This window comes from Actinomycetota bacterium (genome assembly GCA_016700055.1).
Lineage (GTDB): Bacteria > Actinomycetota > Acidimicrobiia > Acidimicrobiales > Ilumatobacteraceae > Kalu-18.
This window is the reverse complement of sequence record CP064997.1, coordinates 2,304,069-2,327,365: the sequence shown is the minus strand read 5'-3', so window position 1 is coordinate 2,327,365 and position 23,297 is coordinate 2,304,069. Positions and strand designations below refer to the sequence as shown.

Here is a 23,297-nt window from a genome sequence, read left to right as displayed (position 1 = left end):
GACCCCCCAATGGGCAACCCCGTCATCATCGAGGCCGGCCGCACCGCAATCGGCAAGCGCAACGGCTACTTCGCCGACATGCACGCCTCTCGGCTGCTCGGCGCCGCGCAGGTGGGCGTGGTGCAGCGAGCCGGGCTCGACCCGGCATCGATCGGCCAGATCGTCGGGGGCTGCGTCACCCAAGCCGGCGAGCAGGCGTCGAACGTCACCCGCACGTCGTGGCTGCAGGCGAACATGCCGTGGGAGGTGGCGGCGACGACGATCGACTGCCAGTGCGGCTCCAGCCAGCAGGCCAACCACATGATCCACAACATGATCGCCGCCGGGGTGATCGACAGCGGCATCGCGTGCGGCGTCGAGCACATGAGCAAGGTGTGGCTCGGCGCCAACGTGCCGCGCACGGCCGACGAGCAGTTCGTGAACGGCAGCTCCAAGGACGCCGACTTCCCGTTGGACATGCCCGACCAGTTCACCGCCGCCGAGCGGATCGCGCAGCGCCGCGGCATCACCCGCGCCCAGGTTGACCACCTCGGGCTGATCTCCCAGCGCAAGGCCATCCGGGCCACCGAGGAAGGGCGCTTCGAGCGCGAGATCATCCCGGTCGAGGTCGCGGACGCCGACGGCAACACCACCGTGGTCACGCGCGACGGCGGGCTACGGGAGACGTCGGCCGAGAAGCTGGCCGCGCTGAACCCGGTGCTGCCCGGCGGGATGCACACGGCGGGCAACTCGAGCCAGATCTCCGACGGCGCGGCAGCGGTGCTGTGGATGGACGAGGCGCGCGCCAAGGCAGAAGGGCTCCGCCCGCGGGCTCGCATCGTCGCCCAATGCCTCGTCGGTGCCGAGCCCTACTACCACCTCGACGGCCCGGTGCAGTCGACGGCGAAGGTGCTCGCCGACGCGGGGATGACCATGGCCGACATCGACATCGTCGAGATCAACGAGGCGTTCGCGAGCGTCGTGATGTCGTGGGCGAGCGTATACGGGATATCCGAGGAAGAGCTCGAGACGAAGGTCAACGTCAACGGTGGCGCGATCGCCCTCGGGCATCCCGTCGGCTCCACCGGCAGCAGGCTGATCACCACCGCCCTGCACGAGCTGGAGCGGCGCGACGCCGAGTTCGCGCTGGTGACGATGTGCTGCGGGGGCGCGGTGTCGACGGGCACGATCCTGCAGCGCCTCTGATGCCCCGCGACGCCGCGGCCACGCGCGACCTGCTGCTCGACGCAGGTCAACGGCTGTTCGCGGCGTCGGGAGTGTTCTCCACACCCTTGAACCAGGTGGTCGCGGCCGCGGGGCAGCGCAACGCGTCCGCGCTCCACTACCACTTCGGTGGGCGCCAGGGCCTGCTCAACGCCATCTTGGAACGTCAGGGAGACGAGATCGAGCAGGAGCGCCGGCTCGTGCTCGACCGCATCGAGGTGACGGGCGCGGCCGGCGACCTGCGTGCGCTCGTCGAGGCGATCGTGCACCCGCAGGCTCACAAGCTGGAGACCTCAGGCGGCCGTGAGTTCCTCGCCATCGTGCCCCAGCTCAACGAGCTGTTCGCGATGTGGGACTCCGACGGCTCTCCGGTGCAGGCCCGCCGCGCCTTGCGGGCCATCGAGCGCGCGTTGCCGAGCGGGCTCGGCCCGGATCTCGCCCACGAGCGCGTGACGCGCTTTCTGGAGCTGGTCACCGAGGCCCTCGGAGCCCGCGCCCGCCTGTTGACGAGGGGCCGGGAGACCGCGATCACGAACGAGGAGTTCGTCGCCAACCTGATCGACATGGCCGTCGGCGCGCTGTCCGCGCCGCCAGGGCAGCAGGTGGCGCGCTAGCGGCCGCGCGCCAGGCCGAGCCCCGCCGACGCGACCAGCTCGCGCTGGATCTCGTTGACGCCGCCCCCGAACGTGTTGATCTGCGCCGCCCGGTTCGCCTGCTCCACCTCGCCGTGCAGCACCGCTCCCGGCGAGCCGGGGCGCAGGTGCGCGGCCGGGCCGAGGATGCCCTGCAGCGTGCGGTACACCTCGACCGCCTTCTCGGTGCCGAACACCTTCACCGTCGACGCCTCCGCTGGCCCGAGCGCGTGATCGGCGACCAGCTTCGCGAGCTTCCAGGTCATCAACCGGATCGCGTCGAGCAGTGCCGTGCACCGGGCGAGGTCCATCTGCACCCACGCCAGGTCGATCATCGTCTCGCCGTCGCGCACGCCAGACGGTGTGGTGCGGCACCACTCGGTGACGTCTTCGCACAGCCTCTCGGTCAGCCCGGAGAGCGCGGCGAGCCCCACCCGTTCGTGGTTCAGCTGCATCGTGATCAGCCTCCAGCCACCGTTCACCTCACCGACGACGTTCGTCGCCGGCACCCGGACGTCGGTGTAGTAGGTGGCGGTGGTGGTGCCCCCGCCGACGGTGACGATCGGGGTCCAGTCGAACCCCGGCGAGGACGTCGGCACGATCAGGATCGAGATCCCCTTGTGCTTCGGGACGTCGGGATCGGTGCGGCACGCCAACCACACGTAGTCGGCCTGGTTCGCCCCGGACGTGTACACCTTCGCGCCGTTGACCACCCACTCGTCGCCGTCGCGCACCGCGCTGGTGCGCAGGCTGGCGAGATCGGTGCCGGCCTCCGGCTCGGTGTAGCCGATGGCGAAGTTGATCTCCCCGTTCAAGATGCCGGGCAGGTACTTGGCCTTCTGCTCGGGGGTGCCGAGCGCCATGATCGCCGGACCGACGGTGTTGACGGTGACGAACGGGAAGGGGGCGTGGGCGCGCTGGATCTCGTCGAACATGATGAACTGATCGGTCGCCGGGCGCCCGCGGCCGCCGTACTCCACCGGCCAGCCGAGCCCCAGCCAGCCGTCGCGCCCGAGCCGGCGCACGATGTCACGGAACTCCGCCGTGCCCTCATCCGCCCCACCGAGCCTGCCCCGGACCTCGGGCGGGAGGAGCGCGGCGAAGTACTGGCGCAGCTCCGCACGCAGGGCCTGCTGCTCTTTCGTCTCGGCCAGGTACATGTCCGGCATCGTAGACGACCGGTCCCCGAATCTGACGGGCCGTCAGATTCGAGCAGGTAGGCGATGTCAGTCGCGTTGCAGCTTCTTTGCACTGGCCACCCACGTGGTGGCACCCACCGCCGCAGCAGCTAGACAGGACGACCGTGCGCATGATGACCCCCGCCAGCCGGGAGATCTCGGTAGAGGAGGCCTACGACGGCACACACCGCCGGCGCCACGACGACCGGCCCTGGGTGGTGCTCTCGATGATCTCCACCGCCGACGGCGCGACCGCCCTCGAGGGCAGCTCGGGCCCACTCGGCGGGGACGCCGACCGGGCGGTGTTCATGCACCTGCACCGCTGCGCCGACGTGGTGCTGGTCGGCGCCGAGACCGTGCGTCGCGACGTGTACAGCCCCCTGCCCGCTCACCAGCAGCTCGTCGTGGTGTCCGCCTCCGGCGACCTCGGGCGCCAGACGAAGGTGCTGCTCGACGCCGGCAACACGAAGGTGGTGTGCGGCGACGTGCGCGACATCTTGCGCGGCATCGACGGCGAGGTGTGCACGCTCGAAGGTGGGCCGGCGTTGAACGGCCAGATGTTCTCGGCCGACCTCGTCGACGAGGTGTGCCTCACCGTCGCCCCGCGGTTCGTCGCCGGGCGCAGCCTGCGCGTGGCGGAGGGTTCGTTCGCCGCCCGCGACCCGTGGCACCTCGCCCACGTGTGCGAGGACGACGGGTTCTTGTTCCTCCGCTACCTGCGCTCGGCGCCGTCCTGATCGGCGGGTAGCGCCGCCAGCAGCCCGGCGGCCCGCAGCCTGGCCACCGGCGGGCGTTCGGCCAGGTTCAGCTCCACTGTGTGACCTCCCGGGCGGTGTAGCGCGAGGACGTCCTCGGCGAACGCCGCGGCCGCAGGTGTGCGGGAGAGCAGCGTCGCCGCCACCTCGGCCGCCTGCACCGCGAGGGAGTCGAGCGTCTGGTGGCGGTGCATGCGCGTGCCGAGGTCGACCTGGCTGATGCAGTCCGCGCCGAACCTGCGCACGAGATCGACGAGCATCGCGATCTCCACCCCCCAGCCCTCGACGAACGGGATGCTCTCGAGCAGGCTCCGCCGCCCGGCGTACTCACCGGCGAGGGGCTGGTGCAGGCCGGTCAGCTCGGGGAAGAACAGCGACAGCAGCGGCCGCGCGACGAGCTCGGTGGTGCGCCCCCCGCCGCCTTGGCCCGTCGGGCGGTCGTAGGTGGCCTTCACCAGGCCGACCTCGCCGGCCCCAACTTCGTCGCCGACCTCGCCGTCGGCCAGCAGAGGGGCCAGCAGGCGCACCACCCAATCGGCACGGAAGCTGCTGACGTCGCCGTCACACCACACCACGAAGTCGCCGTGGCTGGCGACGAGCGTCGCCCAGAGGGCGTTGCCCTTGCCCCGGCCCTCGCCGTGCACCTGGTGGACGTGTTCGATCGGCACCACGGTGGCGCCGGCGGTGCGGGCGACGTGCGCGGTGCCGTCGGTGCTGCGGTCGTCGAGCACGATCAGCTCGTCGACGAGCGTGCCGAGCAACCGCCGGTGGATCTTCTCCACCAGGTCACCCACCGTGCCCGCCTCGTCGCGGCACGGGATGCACATCGATACCGTGCGGCCGCGCTTCGCGGCGACCGCTCGCTCGAGATCCCACCCGGCCGTGTCGAAGGTGCTGATCGGCTTCACCGGCCGGCCCGCCCGCGCCCGTAGCCTGCCCGGCGATGCTGCTCTACGGCGTGGTGAACGCCTCTCCCGACTCGTTGAACCTCGACTCGATCGTCACCGACGCCGACTCGGCGCTGCGCCGGGCCGGCCGGCTGCTGGCCGAGGGCGCAGACGCGATCGACCTCGGTGGCCAGGGCTCGACCGACGCCGCGGCCGTGATCCCGTGGGAGGCCGAGTGGAGCCGCCTGGAGGCGATCGTGCCGGCGCTCGCGGCCCTCGGCGTGGAGTTGAGCATCGACTCGTGGCGCCCCGAGGTGGTCCGCCGCGCGCTGGCAGCGGGGGCGACCGTGGTCAACGCCGCCGACGGCATGCAGTCCGAGGCGATGTGGGAGGTGGCCGCCGATCACGGCGTGGCGGTGGTGCTGCCGTTCCTCTCGGGGCCGAACCCGCGCGAGATGGAGCTGGTGCAGAGCGATCCGGTGAGCGCGATGGTCGACTTCTTCGAGCAACGCCTGGCGGTGGCCGACCGCTTCGGGATGCGCGAACGCTGCATCTTGGATCCCGGCACCGGTTTCGCGCCGCCGAACTGGCCGTGGGAGGAGCGCTACGTGTACCAGAAGCACGTCTACTCGAACCTCGACGCGCTGCGCCGCTTCGGCTTGCCGCTGTACATCGCGCTGCCCTGGAAGCAGACCGCTCAGCACGACGAGCTGCTGGAGATCGTGTTGCGCCAGCGCCCCGAGTACGGCCGCGCCCACTACCCCGCCCGCGTGCGGGCGGTAGAGGCGCGGCTCGGCCTCGCCTGAGCCGGCGGGCCGGTCAGAGGGCGTCGAGCGGGCCACGGGGGTGGACACCATCGGGAGCGAGCCGTTCGTCCCAGCCGGGGGGACACCGCTCGGGTGCCACCTCGGACAACGGGGCCAGCACGAACCGGCGCTCGGCGAAGCGGGGGTGGGGCACGGTCAGGTCGTCGCTCTCGATCGTGACCTCGTCGTAGAAGAGCAGGTCGAGGTCGAGGGTGCGCGGCCCCCAGTGGACGACGCGCTGGCGGCCGGCCTCGGCCTCGATCCGCTGCAGCCGGCGGACGAGGGCGTACGGGTCGAGGCCGGTCTCGACCACGGCGACCATGTTGAGATACGCCCCCTGGGCGTCGGGCCCGCCGACCGGGTCGGTCTCGAACACCTGCGACTGGGCCACGGGCGCGAGCTGCTCCAGCGCCGACCGCAAGAACCCGACCCGGTCGCCGAGGTTGGTGCCGAGCGCGACGATGGCGATGTGCGGGTGCCGAGGGGCGACGTTGGCGCCGCGGCGCGACCGGTACACGTGCACCGCGGACGACTCGACGTCTTCGGGGATGGGCGGGCGGAGCTTGGTCAACCGCACGTCGACGGCTTCGACGCGTTCGAAGGTGAGCACGACCTCGGCGACCTTCTGCGCCAGCCGCTCGAGCAGCAGGTCCTTCGACTCGCGGGCGAGGGCGGCCACGGCCTCGGTCACCGCGCCGTAGTTGACGGTGTCACCGAGCTCGTCGCTGAAGCCTGCGTCGTTCAGGTCGACGTGGAGCGAGAGGTCGAGCTGCAGCGGCTGAGGTGATTCACGCTCGTGGGCGAGGACGCCGATGAGCGCCATCAACCGCAGGCCGTTGATCTCGATCCGGTCCGACATCGCCGAACACGGTATCTGCCACGTTGCGCCGGCGGTCAGGCGCGTCGCGACTCGAGCAACGCGGTGACCGCCTTGCCGTCGGCTTTGCCCTGCGACGCCTTCATCACCGCGCCGACGAGCGCACCGGCAGCCTTCTGCTCGCCGGCGCAGAACTTGGCCCAGGCATCGGGCTGCGCGGCGATGGCGGCATCGACGAGAGCGTCGAGGGCGCCGGTGTCGATCGCTTCGAAGCCACGAGCCTTCGCGATCGACGCCGGATCACCGCCACCGGCTTCGACCAGCTCGGCCAGCACCTGCTTGGCCTGGGTGGCGGTGAGCAAGCCGTCGCGCTCCAGCGTCACCAGCCGGGCGAGGTCGCCGGCCGGCACCCGGGGCGTCGGACCCTCCGAGGCGTAGGCCTCCTTCACGTGGACGAGAGCCCGGGCGGCGTCGGCGCCCGCCGCGGACACGGCCAGCACGTAGTCGTCCTGGCCGCGCTCGACGACCACCTTCACCGCCTCGCTGTCGGGGGCGGCTCCTGCCGCATCGCCCAGCCGGCGGCGGCGCTCGGCGGGCAGCATCGGCAGCTCGGTGCGGACACGCGCGATCCATTCGGCGTCAGGCACCAGGGGCACGAGATCGGGCTCCAGGAAGTAGCGGTAGTCGTCGGCGTCCTCCTTGCTGCGCAAGGTGTGCGTGCGGCCGTCGTTCTCGTTCCAGTGGCGCGTCTCCTGGCGCACCGCCTCGCCCCCTTCCAGGATCTGCACCTGGCGCCGGGCCTCGTACTCGACGGCCCGACCGAGCGAGCGCACCGAGTTCAGGTTCTTGATCTCGCAGCGCGTACCGAACGGCGCTCCCGGCAGGCGCACGCTCACGTTGGCGTCGACGCGCATCGAGCCCTCCTCCATCTTCGCGTCGGAAGCACCGACGGCGACGAGGATGTGGCGCAGCTCGGTGACGAACTCACGCGCCTGGTCGGGGGTGCGGATGTCGGGACGGCCGACGATCTCGACCAGCGGCACGCCGGCGCGGTTGAAGTCGATGAGCGAGTGCTCGCTGCCATGGATGCGACCGCCCGTGCCACCGACGTGAGTGCTCTTGCCGGTGTCCTCTTCGATGTGGGCGCGCTCGATGCCGATGCGGGTGCCGTCGGCGAGCTCGAGCCAGCCGTCGACGTTCAGCGGCTGGTCGTACTGGGAGATCTGGTACGCCTTCGGCATGTCCGGGTAGAAGTAGTTCTTGCGGTGGAAGGCGCACGGCTGGGTGGTGCAGTGCAGCGCGGCACCGATGCGCATCGCGAGCTCCACCGCGTGGCGGTTCAGCACCGGCAGCGCACCCGGCAAACCGAGCGTCACCGGGTCGATGTGCGTGTTCGGCTCGTCACCGAAGTGGTTCGCGCTGGCCGAGAACAGCTTCGTGCGCGTCGCGAGCTCGACGTGCACCTCGAGCCCGACGACGAGCTCGTAGCCGTCGACCGTGAACTGGGTGTCGCTCATCGCCCGGCCACCTCCGCGCTCGCCGCGGCCCGCTCCAGCTCGGCGGCGACGCGGAACATCACCGGCTCACCGAGCGTCGGGGCCAGCACCTGCACCCCGACCGGCAGGCCGTCGGCCCCGCTGCCGAAGGGCACGCTCATCCCCGGGTGCCCGGCCAGGTTGGTGGGGATCGTGTAGACGTCGCAGAGGTACATCGCGAGCGGGTTGTCGGTCTTCGCGCCGATCGGGAACGCGACCATCGGCGAGGTCGGGGTGAGCAGCACGTCGGCAACGCGGTAGGCGGCCTCGAAGTCGTCGTGGATCAGGCGGCGCACCTTCAGCGCCTTGCCGTAGTACGCCTCGTAGTAGCCGGCCGACAGCGCGTACGTGCCGAGCATGATCCGGCGTTTCACCTCGGCGCCGAAGCCCGCCGCGCGGGTGGCGCCGTACATCGCGTTGACGTCGGGCGCGTCTACACGCAGGCCGTACCGCACGCCGTCGTAGCGGGCCAGGTTGCTCGACGCCTCGGCCGGGGCGATGAGGTAGTAGGCGGTGAGCCCGTACGTGAACGCGGGCACCTGCACGTCGACGATCTCGGCCCCCGCGGCGCGCAGGGCATCGAAGGCCTGCTCCAACCGCTGCGCCACGTCGTCGTCGGCACCCGCGGGCAGGTCGGTGATCCGCCCCACGCGCAAGCCCTCGACGCCGCCGGCCAGCACTCCGAGCAGGTCGGGGACCGGCCGGGGGATGCTCGTCGAGTCGGCCGGGTCGTGGCCTCCGATCGCCTGCACCACCACGGCGGCGTCGGCGACGGTGGTCGCGAAGGGGCCGATCTGGTCGAGGCTCGACGCGAACGCGACCAGCCCGTAGCGGCTGACCACGCCGTACGTGGGCTTCACGCCGACCACGCCGCACAGCGCGGCCGGTTGACGGATGGAGCCGCCGGTGTCGCTGCCCAGGCTGACCGGGGTGAAGCCGGCGGCGACGGCGGCCGCGCTACCTCCGGAGGATCCGCCGGGCACCCGCGTCAGGTCGTGGGGGTTGCGCGTCGTCCCGAACGCCGAGTTCTCGGTGGAAGAGCCCATCGCGAACTCGTCGAGGTTGGTCTTGCCGACGCTCACCGCCCCGGCGGCGCGAAGGCGCCCGACGACGGTGGCGTCGTACGGCGGGCACCACCCGTCGAGGATCTTCGACGAGCACGTCGTCGGTATGCCCCTCGTGCACAGGTTGTCCTTCAACGCGATCGGCACCCCGGCCAGCGGGCCCGGGTCACGCCCGGCGGCGACGGCGGCGTCTACCGCGGCGGCCTCGGCGCGGGCCTGGTCGGCAGTGACGAGGTTGAAGGCGTGGACCTCGCCGTCACGCTCGGCGATGCGCTCCAGATGGGCTTCGACCACGTCGAGCGCGGACAGCTCGCCGGCTCGCACCGCGGCGGCGATGCCGAGCGCGGTGGTGGGCATCGGAGTACTGGCGGACGGCGGCGTCATGCCGGCTCCAGCCCGATGATCGGCGGCACCCGGAAGCGGCCGTCTTCGGCCGCCGGGGCCTGCGCCAGCACCTCGTCGCGGTCGAGGCTCTCCGCGACGACATCGTCGCGGAGCACGTTCGCGAGGGGGTAGGGCTGGGTCATCGGCGCGACGTCGCCCAGGTCGAGGGCATCGATGTCGGCGAAGTGGTCGAGCATGTCGCCGAGCTCCACCGTGACGTGCTCCAGCTCGTCGGCGCCGAGCTGGAGCCTGGCGAGCCGGGCGACCTTGGCCACTACGTCGGCGGTGATGCGTGCAGACACGGGGGACGAGCCTACGCGGCGGGGACCCGATCGCGAAGGAGCATCCCGACGTGCTCGCCGAGGAGCACCAGGTGGTCGAACTGGGCGGCGGTGAGGAACTGGTCGCCCGTCGGGTAGCAGGGGAACTTCGGGTCGAGCGCGGCGAACGCGACGAGCGCGGCCGGTGCGCGGCGGCTGAGCTGGTACCTGCCGTACGCGAGCGTGGCCTGGGTGCCGTCGGGGTAGTGGATCGTGCCGGTCGTCACGCAGTCCTCGGGGAAGGGGTCTCCCAGCTGGCCTTCGCCGGGGTGGGCGATCGGGCCCCAGTCGACGTCGATGCGGATGCCGAGCTCGGCATGAGCCACCTCGATCGCCTCACGCAGCGTGTTGAACGAGCCCGGCCTGTCGCCGCTCGCGTCGACCACGACCGCGACGCGTGGGCGCTCACGGAGCAGCTCGACCAGGCCGAGGTTCTCGCGGTGGCCGCCGTCGGCGACGTAGACGAAGGCGTCGTGCTCCAAGTCGTAGACGCCGAACAGCTCCTTCACCAGATACGTGAGGTTCACCCGGGGTGAGGTGACCGGATCGGCGAACCAGTCGACGTGGCGCGGGTTCGGCACCCAGGCGCCGAGGCGTAGGTTCGTGGCCGCGAGCAGCGAGTTGGTCGTGCCGAGCGCCTGGCGGCCCATCGCGGACGCGAACGCGGCACCGGTCAGCGCCATCGATCGGCTGACGAGCCAGCAGCGCGGGTAGCCGTCCCACCACGACCCCCGCGGGTACTGCCAGCTCGGCACCGAGTCGTCGGCGCCGGGGACGCGGTGCAACGTGATCGCCCGCGGCCGGAACGTGAGCGCGACGCCCTTCACCCCGGCAGGCTCCAGCTTCGACGAGTGCGCCGACGCGGCGATGATCAGCTCGGGCCCGCGGGCCTTTCCGTCTGCGTATGCGGACCATGCCGGTTCGTCGGCGTAGCCGAGCGGCGGCAGCGGCACCGCCGGCTCGCCCGGCCCGGGCGCGGTGAGCGCGAACGTCCCCGCGAGGCGCTTGCGGTAGATCCCGCCGAGGGTCAGCCGGTGTGCCGCGATGGTGTCGGCGGCGGCGATCCAGGCGAGCGCGACGAGCAGCGCGGCCGGCACGGTGGCCGCGGCCAGGGGCAGCCCGACTTGCCAGCGGTTCGGCCACGCCGTGTCGTCGCGGGCGAGCGAGTCGGCCACCTTGCCGGCCAAGAGGAGCCACGCGAGCGCGAGCGCGACACCACCCAGGTACAGCCACCGGCGCGTCGCATGTGAGCGCAGCACGCCGACGACCGCCGACACGATGCCGAGGCTCGTCAGCAGTCCGAGGATGCCGGCCCCGGCGTTGGCCGAGTCCCTCGGCGTGAGCATCTGGGCGATCTGGCGGAAGAGCGATGGGCCGCGTTGGATGCCGAAGGGCACGCCGACGAGCTGCGTGGCGAGTGCCAGCGCCGCACTCCCGATCGCGAACGCCGCGGCGCGCAGCCGCGCCCGCGCCGCGTCGCGGCGCGCCCCGGACGCGAGCCACAGGGCCACGGCGAGGACGAGCGCCGGCAACCAGGGCCACACGAGTCGCGCGGGGGTGAGCGCGGTCGAGTCGCCGAACGCAGGATGGATCGCGTAGGAGCGCACGGCGCGCCCGGCGGCGAAGCCGACGACGTACCCGGCCGAGGCCACCGTGCCGAAGACGACCGCGAACCGCGCCAGCGCCCCCAGCACGCCGCCGAGCAGCGAGCCGTAGCCGTTGTCGACGAAACGTCGGCGCGCAGCCACCGATCTCGCCCACGGTCCGTCGGCGTCGAACAAGCCGTCGCGCTGACCGCTGGCTGGTGGATCGACGGTCCCGCCGGGTCGGCGGGTGATCCGCCAGCCACCGGCCGCGTAGGCACCACCGCTGACCGCGCACACCCACCGGCTGCGGCCGAACACCGACGAGCGGGCACTTGCGGCGGCGGTGGCCGGTGTGTCGACGGTGGCCGATGTGTCGACGGTGTCGAGCGCGCGGAGGGCGCCGAGCGCGACGGCGGCGGCGCGGATCCCGCCGCCGGACAGCGCGATGCCGATCCCCTCCCCCGGGCCGGGTTCGGACGCCGCCGGCGGGTCGAGCGGCGGATGGGCACCGGTGTCGAGCAGGCCGAACAGCCGGCGCAGCATCGGGCGCAGCACCGGCGCCAGGGCCGGGCCGACCACGAGGCCGACGGCGCCGAACAGCGCCAGCGCGTACGCGCCGAGCATCCACCAGCGGATCGCGGCGACGGTCGGTGGCAGCCAGCCCGGAGGTGTCCCGTCGAAGTGGGCGAGCACCAGCAGGGTCTCGACGACGTCGAGCACCCCTGCGGCCAACGCCGCGTACGGCACCAGGCGCCATCCGCCTCGACGCCGGCGGGGGTACGTCCACCGCGCCGCGCGCGCCAGCACGGCCGTGCCGATCGTGGCCACCGACACCGCGAACGCCAGGTCGACCAGCAACGCCGCGCGGGCGCCGTCCGCGGCCGCGGCCCCAGAGGCGACCCAGCGCTCGACCGTGCCGGCGAAGCCGAGCTCGTTGTGCAGACCGCTCGGCGAAACGGCGACGCCGGCCACGAAGAGCCCGACCGGCACCGCCAGCGCGAGCGCCTCCCACCTGCTCCCCACCCCCCGACCGCGCGCCCCCCTCCCGTTCTCGGTCGGATGAGTCGCGCTATGTGTCACAGATCCGACCGAGAACTGCGGGAGCGCAGGTGGGTTGTGGCCAGGTAGACGAGGGAGCCGACGACGAGGACGATCGCCATCCACTGGTTGAGGCGCAGGCCGGCGCCTTCCTTGGCCGGGTCGATGCGCAGACCCTCGATCCAGAACCGGCCGATGCCGTAGCCGAGCAGGTAGTAGGCGAGCAGACGCTCCGGGCGGCGGTGGATGATGCGGCGCCCGATCACGATCAGCAGCGCGCAGAGGGCCAGGTTCCAGAGCGACTCGTACAGGAAGGTCGGATGGAACGTCGTCCCCGGCTCGTACCCGGCGGCGATCGCGTGGGCATCGTCCACCTCGAGCGCCCACGGCAGATCGGTGGGGCGCCCGAACAGCTCCTGGTTGAACCAGTTCCCCCACCGCCCGATGGCCTGGGCGAGGGGCAGGCTCGGCGTCGCCGCCCACACCGTCTGGGCGAGCGGCAGCTTGCGCCGGCGAGCCGCCCAGATGCCGACGAGGATGCCGAGCAGCAGCCCTCCGGGGATGCCGAGCCCGCCATGCCAGATCTTCACGATGTCGCCGGGCGAGTCGCTGAACCGCTCCCAGTCCGTGGCCACGTGGTACAGGCGGGCGCCGATGATCCCGGCCGGCACCGCCCACAGCGCTACCGCGGACGCGTCGTCACGTGTACCCGCGCCGATCTGCTCCATCCGGCGGCCCCACAGCCAGACGGCGGCGATCACGCCGAGCGCGATCATCAACCCGTAGGCGCGGATCTCGAGCGGTCCGATCGAGATCGAACCGCTGCCCGGGCTGGGGATGGAGGCGAGCAGGGCGACGGTCATCGCGCCGTCACCCGCCGGGCGAAGGCGACCGCGGCCTCGTTGACGAGCTCGCGATCGAAGTCCTGCGTCGCCACGTGGTAGCTGCGTTCGAGCGTCATCCGCTCGACCGCGCCGCCCCAGTGCTCGGCCAGGTAGTCGCTCTGCAACGGGTCGACGACGTGGTCGCGGCGGGAGGTGATGAGCAGGAGCGGGACCTCACCCGCGGGCAAGCGCGCCGCGAGCGGGCCGACACCGTCTTCGATCATCGAGATCAGCGACCGCAGCGGCGTGCCGTCGTACGCGAGATCGCTGCCTTCGGGGTCGGCGATGTCGGGGCCGGTACCAGGCAACAGCTCGTGGCCCTCCGCCACCATCGCGTGCACCATCTCCATCACCTCGGGAGGTTGCGGCTGAGCCGCGGGGTTGATGCACACCACAGCTGCCACCTCCGGGTGCTCACAAGCGACGTGGAGTGCGAGAGTGCCCCCCATCGACAGCCCGGCCACCACCACGGCGTCGGCGCGAGCGGACAGTCGCTCGTATGCCGCCATCGCCTCGGCCGCCCAGTCGGCCCACCTGGTGCCCAACATGTCCTCCACCGCCGTGCCGTGACCTGGCAGCAACGGCAGCTCCACGTGGAAGCCCGCCGCGGCGAACGCCTCGGCGACGCCGCGCATCGACGACGGGTTGCCGGTGAACCCGTGGAGGCACAGCGCACCGTGAGGCCCGGCGCCGTGGTGGCTCCAGGGCTCGGCCCCCGGCATGATCGAAGAGGCGGTCGGAGGCGTCGGCATGGGTCCTGATTCTGCCGGATTGACCGACCGGTCAAGTGCTGGTGGACTGGACCGGTGGTCCGCCAGCTCACCGAACAGGGGCGAGAGCGAAAGCAACAGCTCCTCGACGTCGCTGCCGAGCTGTTCGCCGAGCGCGGCTACGGCCCGACCCGCATCGCCGACATCTGCGACGCGGCCGGCGTCGCGAAGGGGCTCTTCTACTGGTACTTCGACACCAAGGAAGCTCTGTTCGCCGAGCTCGTGCGCCACATGCGCCTGCGCCTGCGCCGCGCCCAGGGCCACGCGATGGATCCCGCCGCCGACCCGGTCACCCGCATTCGGCAGGGCTCCGAGGCGAGCATCCACTTCCTCGCCGAGCACCGGGCGTTCTTCGCCCTGGTCGAGGTGGAACGCACCGACGAGCGCATGGCGCCCGTGCTCCACGAAGGTGCCGGCGTCTACGTCGACGACGTCTTGCGCCTGGTGACCGAGGCCCAGCTCGCCGGCCAACTGCCGAGCGACATCGACCCCACCCTCGCCGCGCTCGGTGTGCTCGGCACGGTGTCGTCGTTCGGCCAGTACCTGCGCAGCGGGCGGATCAGCGCGCCGATCGACGACGTCGCCCGGTTCGTCGGCGACTGGGTGGTGCGCGGTCTTGCTCCGGTTCAGGCGACGGCGTGATGCTGGGCCACGATCGGCGTCAGCTCCGGATGGCGGGACAGCATCACCTGCACGAACGCATCGACGATGTTGCTGTCGAACTGCGTTCCTGACGCACGCGAGATGTAGCGAACCGCGTCCTCGACGCTCCACGCCCGCTTGTACGAACGCTCACTGGTCAGCGCGTCGAAGACGTCGGCGACGGTGACGATGCGTCCCGACAGCGGGACGTCCTCGCCCGAGCGGCCGTGCGGATAGCCGGCGCCGTCCCACCGCTCGTGGTGGTTCAGCGCGACCTCTTCGGCGAGCTGCATCAACGGCGAGTTGCTGCCGGCGAGGATGCGCGCACCGATCGTGGTGTGCGTCTTCATCACGTCGAACTCGGCCGGCGTCAGCGGGCCGGGCTTCAGCAGGATCGAATCGGGGATCGCGACCTTGCCGATGTCGTGCAGGCGCGCCGCCAGGCGGAGGCGCTCGGCGTAGTCGGCGTCGGAGCCGAGCATGTGCGCGAGCTCCGCCGACAGATCGCCGACGCGCACGGTGTGCTCACCAGTGTCGGTGTCACGGAACTCGCCGAGCACGGCGAGGCGCTGCAGCGTCTCCAGCTGGAACGCCTCGAGCTCGGCCGTCCGCCCGCGCACGAGCGCTTCCAGCTCGGTGGTCCGCAACCTCAGGATCTCGGCCTGCTGGCGGGCCTCTTCGGTCTCGTGGGCGATCTGCAGCGTCTTGATGCGCAGGTCGGTGCCCTCGTTGAAGAGACGCTCGTTCAGATCGAAGCGTGCCTCGTGGTGGGCGAGCGCCTGTTCGAAGTCGCCGGCCCGCTTGTGCGTCTCGGCCAGCGCGGTCTCGGCTTCGAGCTCGAGCAGCCGCAGGCCACTGGACCGGGAGAGCTCCAGTGCCTTGCCGAGCTCGGCGATCGCCTCGGTGAGCTCGCCGGCATCGGCCGACGTGCGCCCGAGACCGAGGTGGACCGTCACCTTCGCCGACGTCCCGAGGTCTGCTCCGCTCGCTTCGAGTGCGTCGAGGGTGCGCGTCGCCTCGGCGAGCAGCTCCTTCGCCCGGGCGTGGTCCTTGATCCCCGCGTAGGCCTCGGCGGCGACGACGAGCGCGTTCGGCAGGAACGCCGGCTCGTACTCGCGGCACAGCGCGACGGCTTGTTCGGCAAGGCCGACGGCGAGCAGGAACTCCCCCCGCTCGGCGCGCAGCTCGGCGAGGTTGGTGATCGTCAGCGCGTCGACGTCGCGCCGGTCGAGGTCGCGGTTGGCGGCGATCGCCGCTTCGTAGTTCACGATCGCGCGGTCGGTGTCGCCGAGCTGGTGATGGATCAGGGCGAGCGTGTTGAGCTGCAGCCCCTCGTCGCCGTGCCGGCCGGTGCGGCGGTAGCTGTCGAGCGCCTCGAGGCAGCAGGCGAGCGCCTCGCTGTGGTTGCCGGCGGCACTGTGCACCAGCGCCATCAGATGCATCGTCCACGAGGTGACCGCCGGTGCGTCGGCGGCCGCCGCCAGGTCGCGCGCTTCGACGGCGAGGGCGAAGGCCTCGTCCGGGTTGCCGGAGTAGTACGACAGCGCCGCCAGGCGATAGATGGCTTCGGCCTCGGCGGCATGGTCTCCGGTGCTACGGGCGAGCACCCGGGCCTGCTGGGAAAGGACGCGCGAGCGGTGGGGGTCGGAGGTCTCGATGTCGTGCGCGACGTCGAGCAGGGCGCGCGCCGAACGGGGAGCCCGTCCACCGGCTGCGTAAAGCCCCAACTCGTGCATCCGCCGTCCTTCCACGCGCGCGCTGAAACACGCAGTGTGGTCAGGGTAGACCGATCTTCATGCGACAGGGGTGATGTCTGAACCAAGTCTTGACACTCCACCCTGGCGCGGCCCGCGACGCCCACCGAGCGTCGGCCCCCCTCGCTCACCGCAGGCGGCGGAATCGGTAAGCGCAGCTCACCCGTATCGTGGCGGGAGTGTCCGCTACGGCACCGTCACCCCGTCGAGCAGTCGAGCGCTCGGCCCTCTACGCGCTCGCGCCCTTGGTCGTGCTCGTTCCGGTGTGGCTGCTCGCGACGACGGTGTTCTGGCTCGCCGTGCGCCCGTTCTGGCGGGTACCGCTGTGGGCGTTCGCCGGCGGCTACCTGGTGCTCGGCGTGCTGCTCTTCACCCGACCGGTGCAACGTCTGGTGCTCACCCGCCTGCTCGGCGCGCGGCGGCCGACGCGGCGCGAGGGGGTCCGCCTCGAGGCGGCCTGGCGCGATGTCGCCCAGGCCAACCACGTCGCCCCCGGTCGGTTCCTGCTCGCCGTGCTCGACGAGGACGACCTGAACGCGTTCGCGTCCGGCGGTCACCTGCTCGTCGTGACGTCGTTCGCGGTCGAGGTGCTCCCCCACGACGAGCTCTGCGGCGTGCTCGCCCACGAGCTGGCCCACCACCTCGGCTCCCACACCGTGGCGCTCACGATCGGGCAGTGGCTGAGCCTGCCGATAGTCGTGCTCGCCCGGTTCGGGTTCTTCCTGCAGAACGTGGCCACCGCCGCCACCCGCGCGTTCGCCGGCGAGTCGACGGTGGTCTCGGCGATCGGACGCGGGATCGGAGCACTGCTGACCGCGGTGTCGTGGGTGTTCCTCGCCGGCTTGATCCTCGCGACCGCGGCGAGCAACGTCGTCGGGCGCGGTGCGGAGCACCAGGCCGACCTGCGAGTGGTCGAGATGGGCTTTGGCCGCGAGCTCGCCGCCGCGCTGCGCCGGATGCTCGACGTCGGCCACGGGGGTCGCCCTTCGGGGTGGTTGGAGCGGATGCACACCACGCACCCCCCAGCCCGCACGCGCGTCGCGCGCATCGAGGCTCAGCTTCGTGCCGCACCGCGGGCGCGGCGCTGACGCGTCACCCGTCGGCGAGCGCGTCGTCGATCGCCGCTTCCACCTGCGCCTTGCTCGCCTCGCCGAGATGGAGCCAGGTCAGCTCACCGTTCGGGAGCACCACCGCGGTCGCCGGCACGCTCGGCACCCCCAGCCTGCTGAGCAGCAGCCCGTCGAGATCACGGTAAGCGGGGAACGTCACGGCGATCTCGTCGAGGAACTCCTCGACCTGATCGACGTCGTCGCCGATGTTCACGCCGACGACGTCCACGTCGGCGGCACGCTCGGCGGCGATCTCCTGCAACGCCGGCATCTCGCGCCGGCACGGCTGGCACCAGACCGCCCAGAGCGTCACCACCAGCGGCCGCTCCCCGACGAGGTCGGCGGTGGAGACGACCGCGCCGTCGAGCGCCTCGACGTCCACCTCCGGCCACGAGTCGACGCCACCCTCGTCCCCGCCGCACCCGGCAGCGAGAACGACCGAGGAGACGGCGGCCACGACGGCGGCGGACGCCCGGTGACGGAAGAGGGACATCGTCGGTGCCCGCACGGGTCAGCTGACGACGATCGTCACTGTGTCGTGGGTGCCCACCGTGCAGAGGCCGAAGTAGTAGCCCGGCTTGTCGAACAGCAGCCGCGTGGTCTCGCCGGGGCGCACCGTGAGCGGACCGAACGTATGCACGCGGTCGTCCAAGTTCTCCACCACCATCGTGTCGCCGGCGAGCAGGTCGACCCGCTCGGGCATCACGTCGGCCACCGGGTACCCCTGCTCCATGAGCGCGCCCGTCCCGGCGGGAATCGTGAACTCGAGCACCTGACCGCCACCACCCGGTGACACCGGCTCCGCGCCGCCGTCACCGCTGTCACGGCCCGCGAGCCACACCATCGCGGCGACGGCGAGAACGATCGGCAACACGAATGCGCCGACCGCGGCGAGGGTGCGCCGCGCGGAGCGCGTGCCGACGGCTTCGGGGGGAGCAGCGCTACTCATGCGTCGGCACCCATTCGGTCGAACAACACCTCGAGATCGCCGGCCATCGCCTCGCTCCCGTGTCCGAACGGCCACTCGACCACCACCACGCCGTGCTCGTCGACGACGTACGCGGTGGCGGAGTGCACCACCTCGATACGCCCATCGGGCTGGGTGGTCACCGACGAGCTGGCCAGGAACGCGGCCTCGGCGGTGCGCAGCTCCTCCTCGGAACCGGGGCGCAGCGCGTGGAAGCGGTCGCTGAAGCTGTTCAGGTAGCCGTTCATCACCTCGGGCACGTCCCGATCGGGGTCGACCGTGACCATCGCGATGTCGACTCGCTCTGCGGTGTCACCGAGCAGGCGCTTGGCGGCGCGCACCTCGGCCAAGGTGGTCGGGCAGATGTCGGGACAGTTCGTGTAGCCGAAGAAGACGACGAGCAGCTCGCCCGGCTCCGCGCGGAACGTGAACTCCGCCTCGGTCGCACCGTCGGTGGCATCGGTCACGGAGACGTCGCCGACGACGAGTGGCTCGTCGCGCACGATGCCTCGCAGCTCGTCGGCACCGTCGTCGTCGCCCCCGCAGCCCGTGGCCGCCAGGGCGAGGCCGATGACGAGGAGCGAGACGACGACACGCATCGCGCCGGCGGGGAGGAACGATCGCCGCGACATCGCCATCATCGTGGCGGGAGGGCTGCGCAACAGGTACGGACCTTGGTCACTTCCTCGACGGATAGCGTCCGATCCGCCATGCCCGATCCGGTCCCCCCCGCCGCCGCCGGCCTCTCTGCACCCCTGCTCGACGCCGCCCGCGGCCGACCGAGCACGCACACGCCGGTGTGGTTCATGCGCCAGGCCGGGCGCAGCCTGCCCGAGTACCGGGCGGTACGCGGCGAGGGCAGCATCCTCGCCGCCATCGCCAGGCCCGAGCTGGCGGCCGAGATCACGCTGCAACCCGTGCACCGCTACGGCGTCGACGCCGCCGTGCTGTACAGCGACATCGTCGTGCCCGCCCACGCCGTCGGGTTCGGCATCGACGTCGCCCCCGGTACCGGCCCGGTGGCCGACCGGCCGCTGCGCCGCGCCGCCGACCTCGCCCGGCTGCGGCCCCTCGTTGCGGAGACCGACACGCCCTACGTGCTCGAGACCGTGCGCATCCTGGTGCGTGAGCTACCCCCCACCGTGCCCGTACTGGCCTTCGCCGGGGCGCCGTTCACGGTGGCCAGCTACCTCGTCGAAGGGCGGCCCTCGCGCACCTACCAGCACGTGAAGGCGATGATGCACGCCGAGCCGGCCGTGTTCGGTGCATTGATGGAGCGCCTCGTGCAGCACGCGGTCGAGTCCATCTCCAGCCAGATCCGCTGCGGGGCACGCGCGTTCCAGCTGTTCGACTCCTGGGCCGGAGCCCTCTCCCGGCGCGACTACGAGCGCGACGTGTTGCCCCACAGTCGCTCGGTGTTCGACCAGCTCGCCGAGCGCCACCCCGACGTGGCCGGGATCCACTTCGGCATCGGCTGCGACCACCTCCTCCCCGCGATGCACGCCGCCGGGCCGGCAGTGCTCGGCCTCGACTGGCGCACCCCGATCGGCCAGGCGCGTCGACGGCTGGGCGACGACCTCGTCGTGCAGGGCAACCTCGACCCCGCGCTGGTGCTCGCCGGGTGGGAGGTGGCCCGTGGCGGCGCCGACGAGGTGCTGGCCGACAACCTGCGCGCCGACGGCAGCCGTCACCCGGGGCACATCTTCAACCTCGGCCACGGCGTGCAACCCGACACCGACCCCGGTGTGCTCGCCGAGCTGGTCGGATACGTGCACGCGGCCACGGCAACGCCGGGGCTCACGCCGGGGCGGCCATGACCAGCCCGCCGATTGCCGTCGTCTTGATGGCCTACGGCAGCCCGCGCAGTCGGGACGACATCGAGGCGTACTACACCGACATCCGCCGTGGTCGCCCACCCACCGCCGAGCAGCTCGCCCATCTCGTCGCCCGCTACGACGCCATCGGCGGCACGTCACCGCTCACGCGAGTGACCACCGCCCAACGCAACGCCCTGGCCGCGGCGCTCGAGCGCCCCGACCCCGGTGGCTTCGACGTGATCCTCGGGATGAAGCACGCCGAGCCGACGATCGAGCAGGCCCTCGACCAGGCGGCCGCGAATGGTGTCGAACGCGCCGTCGGGCTCGTGCTCGCCCCGCACTACTCGGCGGGTTCGGTCGGCGAGTACCTCGAACGCGCGGCCGCTGGCGCCGCACGCCACGGCATCGAGTTCTCCGGCATTCGCAGCTGGGCCACGCAGGCGGCCTTCGTCGAGTTCTGCGCGAGTGAGGTGCGCGAGCGACTCGCCGCGATGCCGGCGAACACCAAGGTGCTGTTCACCGCGCATTCCCTGCCCCGGCGCGTCGTCGACGCCGGCGATCCGTACGAAAACGAGGTGCGCTCCACCGCGGCGGCCGTTGCTCGGGCGGCCGGCCTCGCGAGCTGGAGCCAGTGGGCCGTCGTGTGGCAGTCGGCCGGGCGCAGCGCGAACCGGGCCACCGATCCCTGGCTCGGGCCGGACGTGCTCGAGGCGATCGACGATCTCGCGCCGAGCGAGAACGCCGCAGGCGTGTTGGTCTGCCCCTGCGGCTTCGTCGCCGACCACCTCGAGGTGCTGTACGACCTCGACGTAGAGGCTCGCCGGCGCGCCGAGGCGCGCGGCCTCGCGTTCGGGCGCACGGCGACCGTCGGCGAGAACGAGGCGGTGATCGCCGGGCTGGCCGACCTCGTCGCCGGGACCGCCGCTCAGCGTCGCGCCGCCGGATCCTGACCGTAGAAGTCGGCCAGCACGGCGTAGAGCTCGCTGTGCCGGGCGCGCACGGCCACCGGCACGGTGAAGAACGTCTCGGTGGCGACGGCGAAGAACTCCGCCGGGTTGGTGGCCGCGTAAGGGCGGAGCACCGCCCGTGCGGTGTCGTCGCTCGGTGGTGCCCGCAGCGCCTCGATCTCGGCGGTGCACACCTGAGCCCACCGGGTCAGGCGGCTCGGATCCAGCGGTGGGGTGCCGTCGATGACGCCGTCGAGCATGTCGAGGCGATGCGCGAACTCGTGCAGCACGACGTGTTCGCCCCCACGCGGCCTCAGGCTCTGGCGGCGCGCGGCAGCCCAGGACACCAGTATCGGACCGCGGTCGTGCGCCTGACCGCCGATCACCTCTGGGGCCTCGGTGGTCGTGCCGCCCGGGCCGGGTCGCGGGCCGCGCAGCACGATTGCGTCGCGATGGACGATGACCGAGCTCACGTGCGCGAAGCAGTCGACGCCGGGGTCGAGGTTCAGCACGAGCAGCGCCGCGTGTGCCGCGACGACGACGGGCACCTCCGCAGTCATGGTGAAGCCCCGTGCCGCTTCGAAGCGCAGCCGGCCGAGCAACTGCTCGGTCAGCTCCCCTAGGCGCGCCCGGTCGGCGGCGTCGAGCCATCGCCACTCGCCCACCCAGCGCTCGGCGAAGAGCGCCCAATCGGAGGGCAGCGATGCCCGGTGCCGGTGCCACACGGCCGCCGACGTTACCGACCCGGCAGACTGGCCCGATGGGCACCATCGCGCGCCGCCTCTCCGACCGCCACGTCGTCGTCATCGGCGCGGGGGTGACCGGGCTGACCACCGCGCATACCCTGCTCGCCCAGCCCGACGCGCCGCGCGTCACGGTGCTCGAGGCCGCCGACCGCACCGGCGGCAAGATCCGCACCTCTTCGTTCGCCGGGCTCGACGCCGTCGACGAGGCCGCCGACGCGTACCTGATCCGCGTGCCCTGGGTGGTCGATCTCGTCCGTGAGCTCGGCCTCGGCGACGAGCTGACCAACCCGGCGACCGGATCGGCGGCGGTGTGGCACGGGCGGATGCACCCGATCCCCGCGGGGCTCGTGCTCGGTGTCCCCTCCGACCTCGCCTCGCTCGCGCGGAGCCGCCTGCTCAGTCGGCGCGGCAAGGCCCGCGCCGCGCTGGAGCCGCTGCTCCCCCGCACCGACCCCGGCGACTGCATCGGGCACTGGGTGCGTTCGCGCTTCGGCGGCGAGGTGCACGAGCGGCTGATCGACCCGCTGGTCGGCAGCATCTACGCCTCCGACACCGACCGCTCGAGCCTTGCCGCAGTCCCCCAGCTGGCCGCGCTCGCCGGCCCGCGCAGCGCGTTGCTCGCCGCCCGCAAGATGCGGCCGCGCGGCGCGGGCCCGGCCGGGCCCGTGTTCGAGGCGCCGCTGCGGGGGATGGGTGCCTTGACCGACGCGCTGGCGCAATCGATCCGCCAGAGGGGCGGTTCGATCAACACCGGCGCCCGCGTAGAGCACATCGAGCGCGTCGGGCGCGCGGCGGGCAGCGGAAGCGGGGCCGGGGGCTACTGCGTCGCCGCCGCAGGGGTCGCCCTCGACGAGGCCGACGCCGTCGTCGTCACGTCTCCGGCCGGGCCGAGCGCCCCGCTGCTCGCGCCGCTCAGCGGTGACGCGGCGGCCCTGCTCGGCGGCGTCGACCACGCCGGGGTGGTGATGGTGACGGCGACGGTGCCCGCCGAGTCGTGGCCAGAGGCACTCGCCTACAGCGGCTACCTGGTGCCCAAGCCCGACCAGCGCTCGGTCACCGCCGTCTCGTTCGCGTCCAACAAGTGGCCCCACTGGCGCCCGGCCGACGGTTCGATGCTGCTGCGCATCTCGCTCGGGCGCGACGGGTTGAACGTCGACGACTGGGACGACGAGCGCATCGTCGATGCCGCGGTCAGCGAGGTCGGCGGGCACCTCGGCCTCGATCTGCAACCGGGCGCGGTACGCGTCAGTCGCTGGCCGGGAGCCTTCCCGCAGTACCGGCCGGGCCACTTCGAGCGCGTCGATTCCCTGGAGCGCGCCCTCGCCGCCGACGCGCCGGGCGTGCTCGTGGCCGGCGCGAGCCACCGCGGGATCGGCATCCCGACGTGCGTCCAGCAGGGCCGTCGCGCAGCCGGACTGGTCGGCGAGCTGCTCGTCACCGCGCGACAATGAGACCC

The 23,297-nt window shown here is 72.2% G+C and carries 23 protein-coding genes; 9 read left to right on the top strand and 14 right to left on the bottom strand.

The features are described from left to right. The first annotated feature begins 9 nt into the window (after nucleotides 1-9). Entirely contained in the window at nucleotides 10-1,185 is a 1,176-nt protein-coding gene (locus IPM43_11295) for a steroid 3-ketoacyl-CoA thiolase (GenBank protein ID QQS24001.1), read from the top strand. Continuing rightward, nucleotides 1,185-1,817, top strand: coding sequence for a TetR family transcriptional regulator (locus IPM43_11290; GenBank protein ID QQS24000.1), 633 nt, complete (start codon nucleotides 1,185-1,187; stop codon nucleotides 1,815-1,817). The genes IPM43_11295 and IPM43_11290 overlap by 1 nt, the downstream gene beginning before the upstream one ends. On the opposite strand, the gene IPM43_11285 is transcribed toward IPM43_11290, so the two are convergent. Beyond that, nucleotides 1,814-2,995: an acyl-CoA dehydrogenase family protein gene (locus IPM43_11285; GenBank protein QQS23999.1), complete on the bottom strand. Its 1,182-nt coding sequence runs from the start codon at nucleotides 2,993-2,995 to the stop codon at nucleotides 1,814-1,816. The two genes, IPM43_11290 and IPM43_11285, sit on opposite strands and share 4 nt — an antisense overlap. Before the next feature lie 152 nt (nucleotides 2,996-3,147). On the opposite strand from IPM43_11285, the gene IPM43_11280 reads away from it, so the two are divergent. After that, the gene (locus IPM43_11280; GenBank protein ID QQS23998.1) at nucleotides 3,148-3,750 is read left to right on the top strand and encodes a dihydrofolate reductase family protein; all 603 of its coding nucleotides are present in this window, start codon (nucleotides 3,148-3,150) and stop codon (nucleotides 3,748-3,750) included. On the opposite strand, the gene IPM43_11275 is transcribed toward IPM43_11280, so the two are convergent. Further along, nucleotides 3,726-4,676, bottom strand: coding sequence for a glucosyl-3-phosphoglycerate synthase (locus IPM43_11275; protein ID QQS23997.1), 951 nt, complete (start codon nucleotides 4,674-4,676; stop codon nucleotides 3,726-3,728). The two genes, IPM43_11280 and IPM43_11275, sit on opposite strands and share 25 nt — an antisense overlap. 35 nt (nucleotides 4,677-4,711) lie before the next feature. On the opposite strand from IPM43_11275, the gene IPM43_11270 reads away from it, so the two are divergent. Beyond that, nucleotides 4,712-5,461, top strand: coding sequence for a dihydropteroate synthase (locus IPM43_11270; protein ID QQS23996.1), 750 nt, complete (start codon nucleotides 4,712-4,714; stop codon nucleotides 5,459-5,461). Nucleotides 5,462-5,474: 13 nt separating this feature from the next. Here the strand turns inward: IPM43_11270 and folK are convergent, their stop codons facing one another. Genes folK through IPM43_11235 form a run of 7 tightly spaced genes read right to left on the bottom strand, consistent with a single transcriptional unit; the run spans nucleotide 5,475 to nucleotide 13,841 of the window. After that, nucleotides 5,475-6,320, bottom strand: coding sequence for a 2-amino-4-hydroxy-6-hydroxymethyldihydropteridine diphosphokinase (folK, locus tag IPM43_11265; GenBank protein QQS23995.1), 846 nt, complete (start codon nucleotides 6,318-6,320; stop codon nucleotides 5,475-5,477). A 35-nt stretch (nucleotides 6,321-6,355) separates the two neighbouring features. Continuing rightward, nucleotides 6,356-7,795 carry an Asp-tRNA(Asn)/Glu-tRNA(Gln) amidotransferase subunit GatB gene (gatB, locus tag IPM43_11260; GenBank protein ID QQS23994.1) on the bottom strand — a complete coding sequence of 480 codons (1,440 nt, stop codon included), beginning with the start codon at nucleotides 7,793-7,795 and terminating at the stop codon, nucleotides 6,356-6,358. Then, nucleotides 7,792-9,261, bottom strand: a complete 1,470-nt coding sequence (gene gatA, locus IPM43_11255) for an Asp-tRNA(Asn)/Glu-tRNA(Gln) amidotransferase subunit GatA (GenBank protein ID QQS23993.1) — start codon at nucleotides 9,259-9,261, stop codon at nucleotides 7,792-7,794. Before gatA ends, gatB begins: the two co-directional genes overlap by 4 nt. After that, entirely contained in the window at nucleotides 9,258-9,563 is a 306-nt protein-coding gene (gene gatC / locus IPM43_11250) for an Asp-tRNA(Asn)/Glu-tRNA(Gln) amidotransferase subunit GatC (GenBank protein ID QQS23992.1), read from the bottom strand. Before gatC ends, gatA begins: the two co-directional genes overlap by 4 nt. Before the next feature lie 11 nt (nucleotides 9,564-9,574). After that, complete coding sequence (locus tag IPM43_11245) at nucleotides 9,575-12,190, bottom strand: hypothetical protein (GenBank protein ID QQS23991.1); 2,616 nt, start codon at nucleotides 12,188-12,190, stop codon at nucleotides 9,575-9,577. A gap of 53 nt (nucleotides 12,191-12,243) precedes the next feature. Continuing rightward, nucleotides 12,244-13,068 carry a prolipoprotein diacylglyceryl transferase gene (locus IPM43_11240; protein QQS23990.1) on the bottom strand — a complete coding sequence of 275 codons (825 nt, stop codon included), beginning with the start codon at nucleotides 13,066-13,068 and terminating at the stop codon, nucleotides 12,244-12,246. Beyond that, on the bottom strand, nucleotides 13,065-13,841 hold the full coding sequence (locus IPM43_11235; protein ID QQS23989.1) for an alpha/beta fold hydrolase: 777 nt from the start codon (nucleotides 13,839-13,841) through the stop codon (nucleotides 13,065-13,067). Before IPM43_11235 ends, IPM43_11240 begins: the two co-directional genes overlap by 4 nt. Before the next feature lie 54 nt (nucleotides 13,842-13,895). On the opposite strand from IPM43_11235, the gene IPM43_11230 reads away from it, so the two are divergent. Continuing rightward, nucleotides 13,896-14,501 carry a TetR/AcrR family transcriptional regulator gene (locus IPM43_11230; GenBank protein ID QQS23988.1) on the top strand — a complete coding sequence of 202 codons (606 nt, stop codon included), beginning with the start codon at nucleotides 13,896-13,898 and terminating at the stop codon, nucleotides 14,499-14,501. Here IPM43_11230 and IPM43_11225 read toward each other — a convergent pair. Beyond that, a complete protein-coding gene (locus IPM43_11225; protein ID QQS23987.1) occupies nucleotides 14,486-16,237 on the bottom strand; it encodes an HD domain-containing protein in 1,752 nt (583 codons plus the stop codon). The genes IPM43_11230 and IPM43_11225 overlap by 16 nt on opposite strands. Nucleotides 16,238-16,434: 197 nt before the next feature. Between IPM43_11225 and IPM43_11220 the strand changes: the two genes are divergently transcribed. Further along, nucleotides 16,435-17,343, top strand: a complete 909-nt coding sequence (locus IPM43_11220) for a M48 family metalloprotease (GenBank protein ID QQS23986.1) — start codon at nucleotides 16,435-16,437, stop codon at nucleotides 17,341-17,343. A 4-nt stretch (nucleotides 17,344-17,347) separates the two neighbouring features. On the opposite strand, the gene IPM43_11215 is transcribed toward IPM43_11220, so the two are convergent. From IPM43_11215 to IPM43_11205, 3 genes are read right to left on the bottom strand one after another with little or no spacing between them, the layout of a single operon-like run. Further along, nucleotides 17,348-17,857 carry a TlpA family protein disulfide reductase gene (locus IPM43_11215; protein ID QQS23985.1) on the bottom strand — a complete coding sequence of 170 codons (510 nt, stop codon included), beginning with the start codon at nucleotides 17,855-17,857 and terminating at the stop codon, nucleotides 17,348-17,350. Nucleotides 17,858-17,875: 18 nt separating this feature from the next. Further along, complete coding sequence (locus IPM43_11210; protein ID QQS23984.1) at nucleotides 17,876-18,313, bottom strand: hypothetical protein; 438 nt, start codon at nucleotides 18,311-18,313, stop codon at nucleotides 17,876-17,878. After that, a complete protein-coding gene (locus tag IPM43_11205; GenBank protein ID QQS23983.1) occupies nucleotides 18,310-18,963 on the bottom strand; it encodes an SCO family protein in 654 nt (217 codons plus the stop codon). The genes IPM43_11210 and IPM43_11205 overlap by 4 nt, the downstream gene beginning before the upstream one ends. A 78-nt stretch (nucleotides 18,964-19,041) precedes the next feature. Between IPM43_11205 and hemE the strand changes: the two genes are divergently transcribed. After that, nucleotides 19,042-20,148 (top strand): uroporphyrinogen decarboxylase, encoded by a 1,107-nt coding sequence (gene hemE / locus IPM43_11200; protein ID QQS23982.1) that lies wholly within the window; start codon nucleotides 19,042-19,044, stop codon nucleotides 20,146-20,148. After that, on the top strand, nucleotides 20,145-21,098 hold the full coding sequence (hemH, locus tag IPM43_11195; GenBank protein QQS23981.1) for a ferrochelatase: 954 nt from the start codon (nucleotides 20,145-20,147) through the stop codon (nucleotides 21,096-21,098). Before hemE ends, hemH begins: the two co-directional genes overlap by 4 nt. Here the strand turns inward: hemH and IPM43_11190 are convergent. Further along, nucleotides 21,074-21,820 carry a zinc-dependent peptidase gene (locus tag IPM43_11190; GenBank protein ID QQS23980.1) on the bottom strand — a complete coding sequence of 249 codons (747 nt, stop codon included), beginning with the start codon at nucleotides 21,818-21,820 and terminating at the stop codon, nucleotides 21,074-21,076. The genes hemH and IPM43_11190 overlap by 25 nt on opposite strands. 35 nt (nucleotides 21,821-21,855) lie before the next feature. Here IPM43_11190 and hemG point away from each other — a divergent pair, with 35 nt between their 5' ends. Continuing rightward, on the top strand, nucleotides 21,856-23,292 hold the full coding sequence (gene hemG, locus IPM43_11185) for a protoporphyrinogen oxidase (GenBank protein ID QQS23979.1): 1,437 nt from the start codon (nucleotides 21,856-21,858) through the stop codon (nucleotides 23,290-23,292). Nucleotides 23,293-23,297 lie beyond the last annotated feature (5 nt).

Bases quoted from the DNA above. Each gene is read 5' to 3' on its own strand.
- IPM43_11295 (QQS24001.1), top strand. From the start codon at position 10: ATGGGCAACCCCGTCATCATCGAGGCCGGCCGCACCGCAATCGGCAAG.
- IPM43_11290 (QQS24000.1), top strand. From the start codon at position 1,185: ATGCCCCGCGACGCCGCGGCCACGCGCGACCTGCTGCTCGACGCAGGT.
- IPM43_11285 (QQS23999.1), bottom strand. From the start codon at position 2,995: ATGTACCTGGCCGAGACGAAAGAGCAGCAGGCCCTGCGTGCGGAGCTG.
- IPM43_11280 (QQS23998.1), top strand. From the start codon at position 3,148: ATGACCCCCGCCAGCCGGGAGATCTCGGTAGAGGAGGCCTACGACGGC.
- IPM43_11270 (QQS23996.1), top strand. From the start codon at position 4,712: ATGCTGCTCTACGGCGTGGTGAACGCCTCTCCCGACTCGTTGAACCTC.
- folK (QQS23995.1), bottom strand. From the start codon at position 6,320: ATGTCGGACCGGATCGAGATCAACGGCCTGCGGTTGATGGCGCTCATC.
- gatB (QQS23994.1), bottom strand. From the start codon at position 7,795: ATGAGCGACACCCAGTTCACGGTCGACGGCTACGAGCTCGTCGTCGGG.
- gatA (QQS23993.1), bottom strand. From the start codon at position 9,261: ATGACGCCGCCGTCCGCCAGTACTCCGATGCCCACCACCGCGCTCGGC.
- IPM43_11240 (QQS23990.1), bottom strand. From the start codon at position 13,068: ATGACCGTCGCCCTGCTCGCCTCCATCCCCAGCCCGGGCAGCGGTTCG.
- IPM43_11235 (QQS23989.1), bottom strand. From the start codon at position 13,841: ATGCCGACGCCTCCGACCGCCTCTTCGATCATGCCGGGGGCCGAGCCC.
- IPM43_11225 (QQS23987.1), bottom strand. From the start codon at position 16,237: ATGCACGAGTTGGGGCTTTACGCAGCCGGTGGACGGGCTCCCCGTTCG.
- IPM43_11215 (QQS23985.1), bottom strand. From the start codon at position 17,857: ATGTCCCTCTTCCGTCACCGGGCGTCCGCCGCCGTCGTGGCCGCCGTC.
- IPM43_11210 (QQS23984.1), bottom strand. From the start codon at position 18,313: ATGAGTAGCGCTGCTCCCCCCGAAGCCGTCGGCACGCGCTCCGCGCGG.
- IPM43_11205 (QQS23983.1), bottom strand. From the start codon at position 18,963: ATGTCGCGGCGATCGTTCCTCCCCGCCGGCGCGATGCGTGTCGTCGTC.
- hemE (QQS23982.1), top strand. From the start codon at position 19,042: ATGCCCGATCCGGTCCCCCCCGCCGCCGCCGGCCTCTCTGCACCCCTG.
- hemH (QQS23981.1), top strand. From the start codon at position 20,145: ATGACCAGCCCGCCGATTGCCGTCGTCTTGATGGCCTACGGCAGCCCG.
- hemG (QQS23979.1), top strand. From the start codon at position 21,856: ATGGGCACCATCGCGCGCCGCCTCTCCGACCGCCACGTCGTCGTCATC.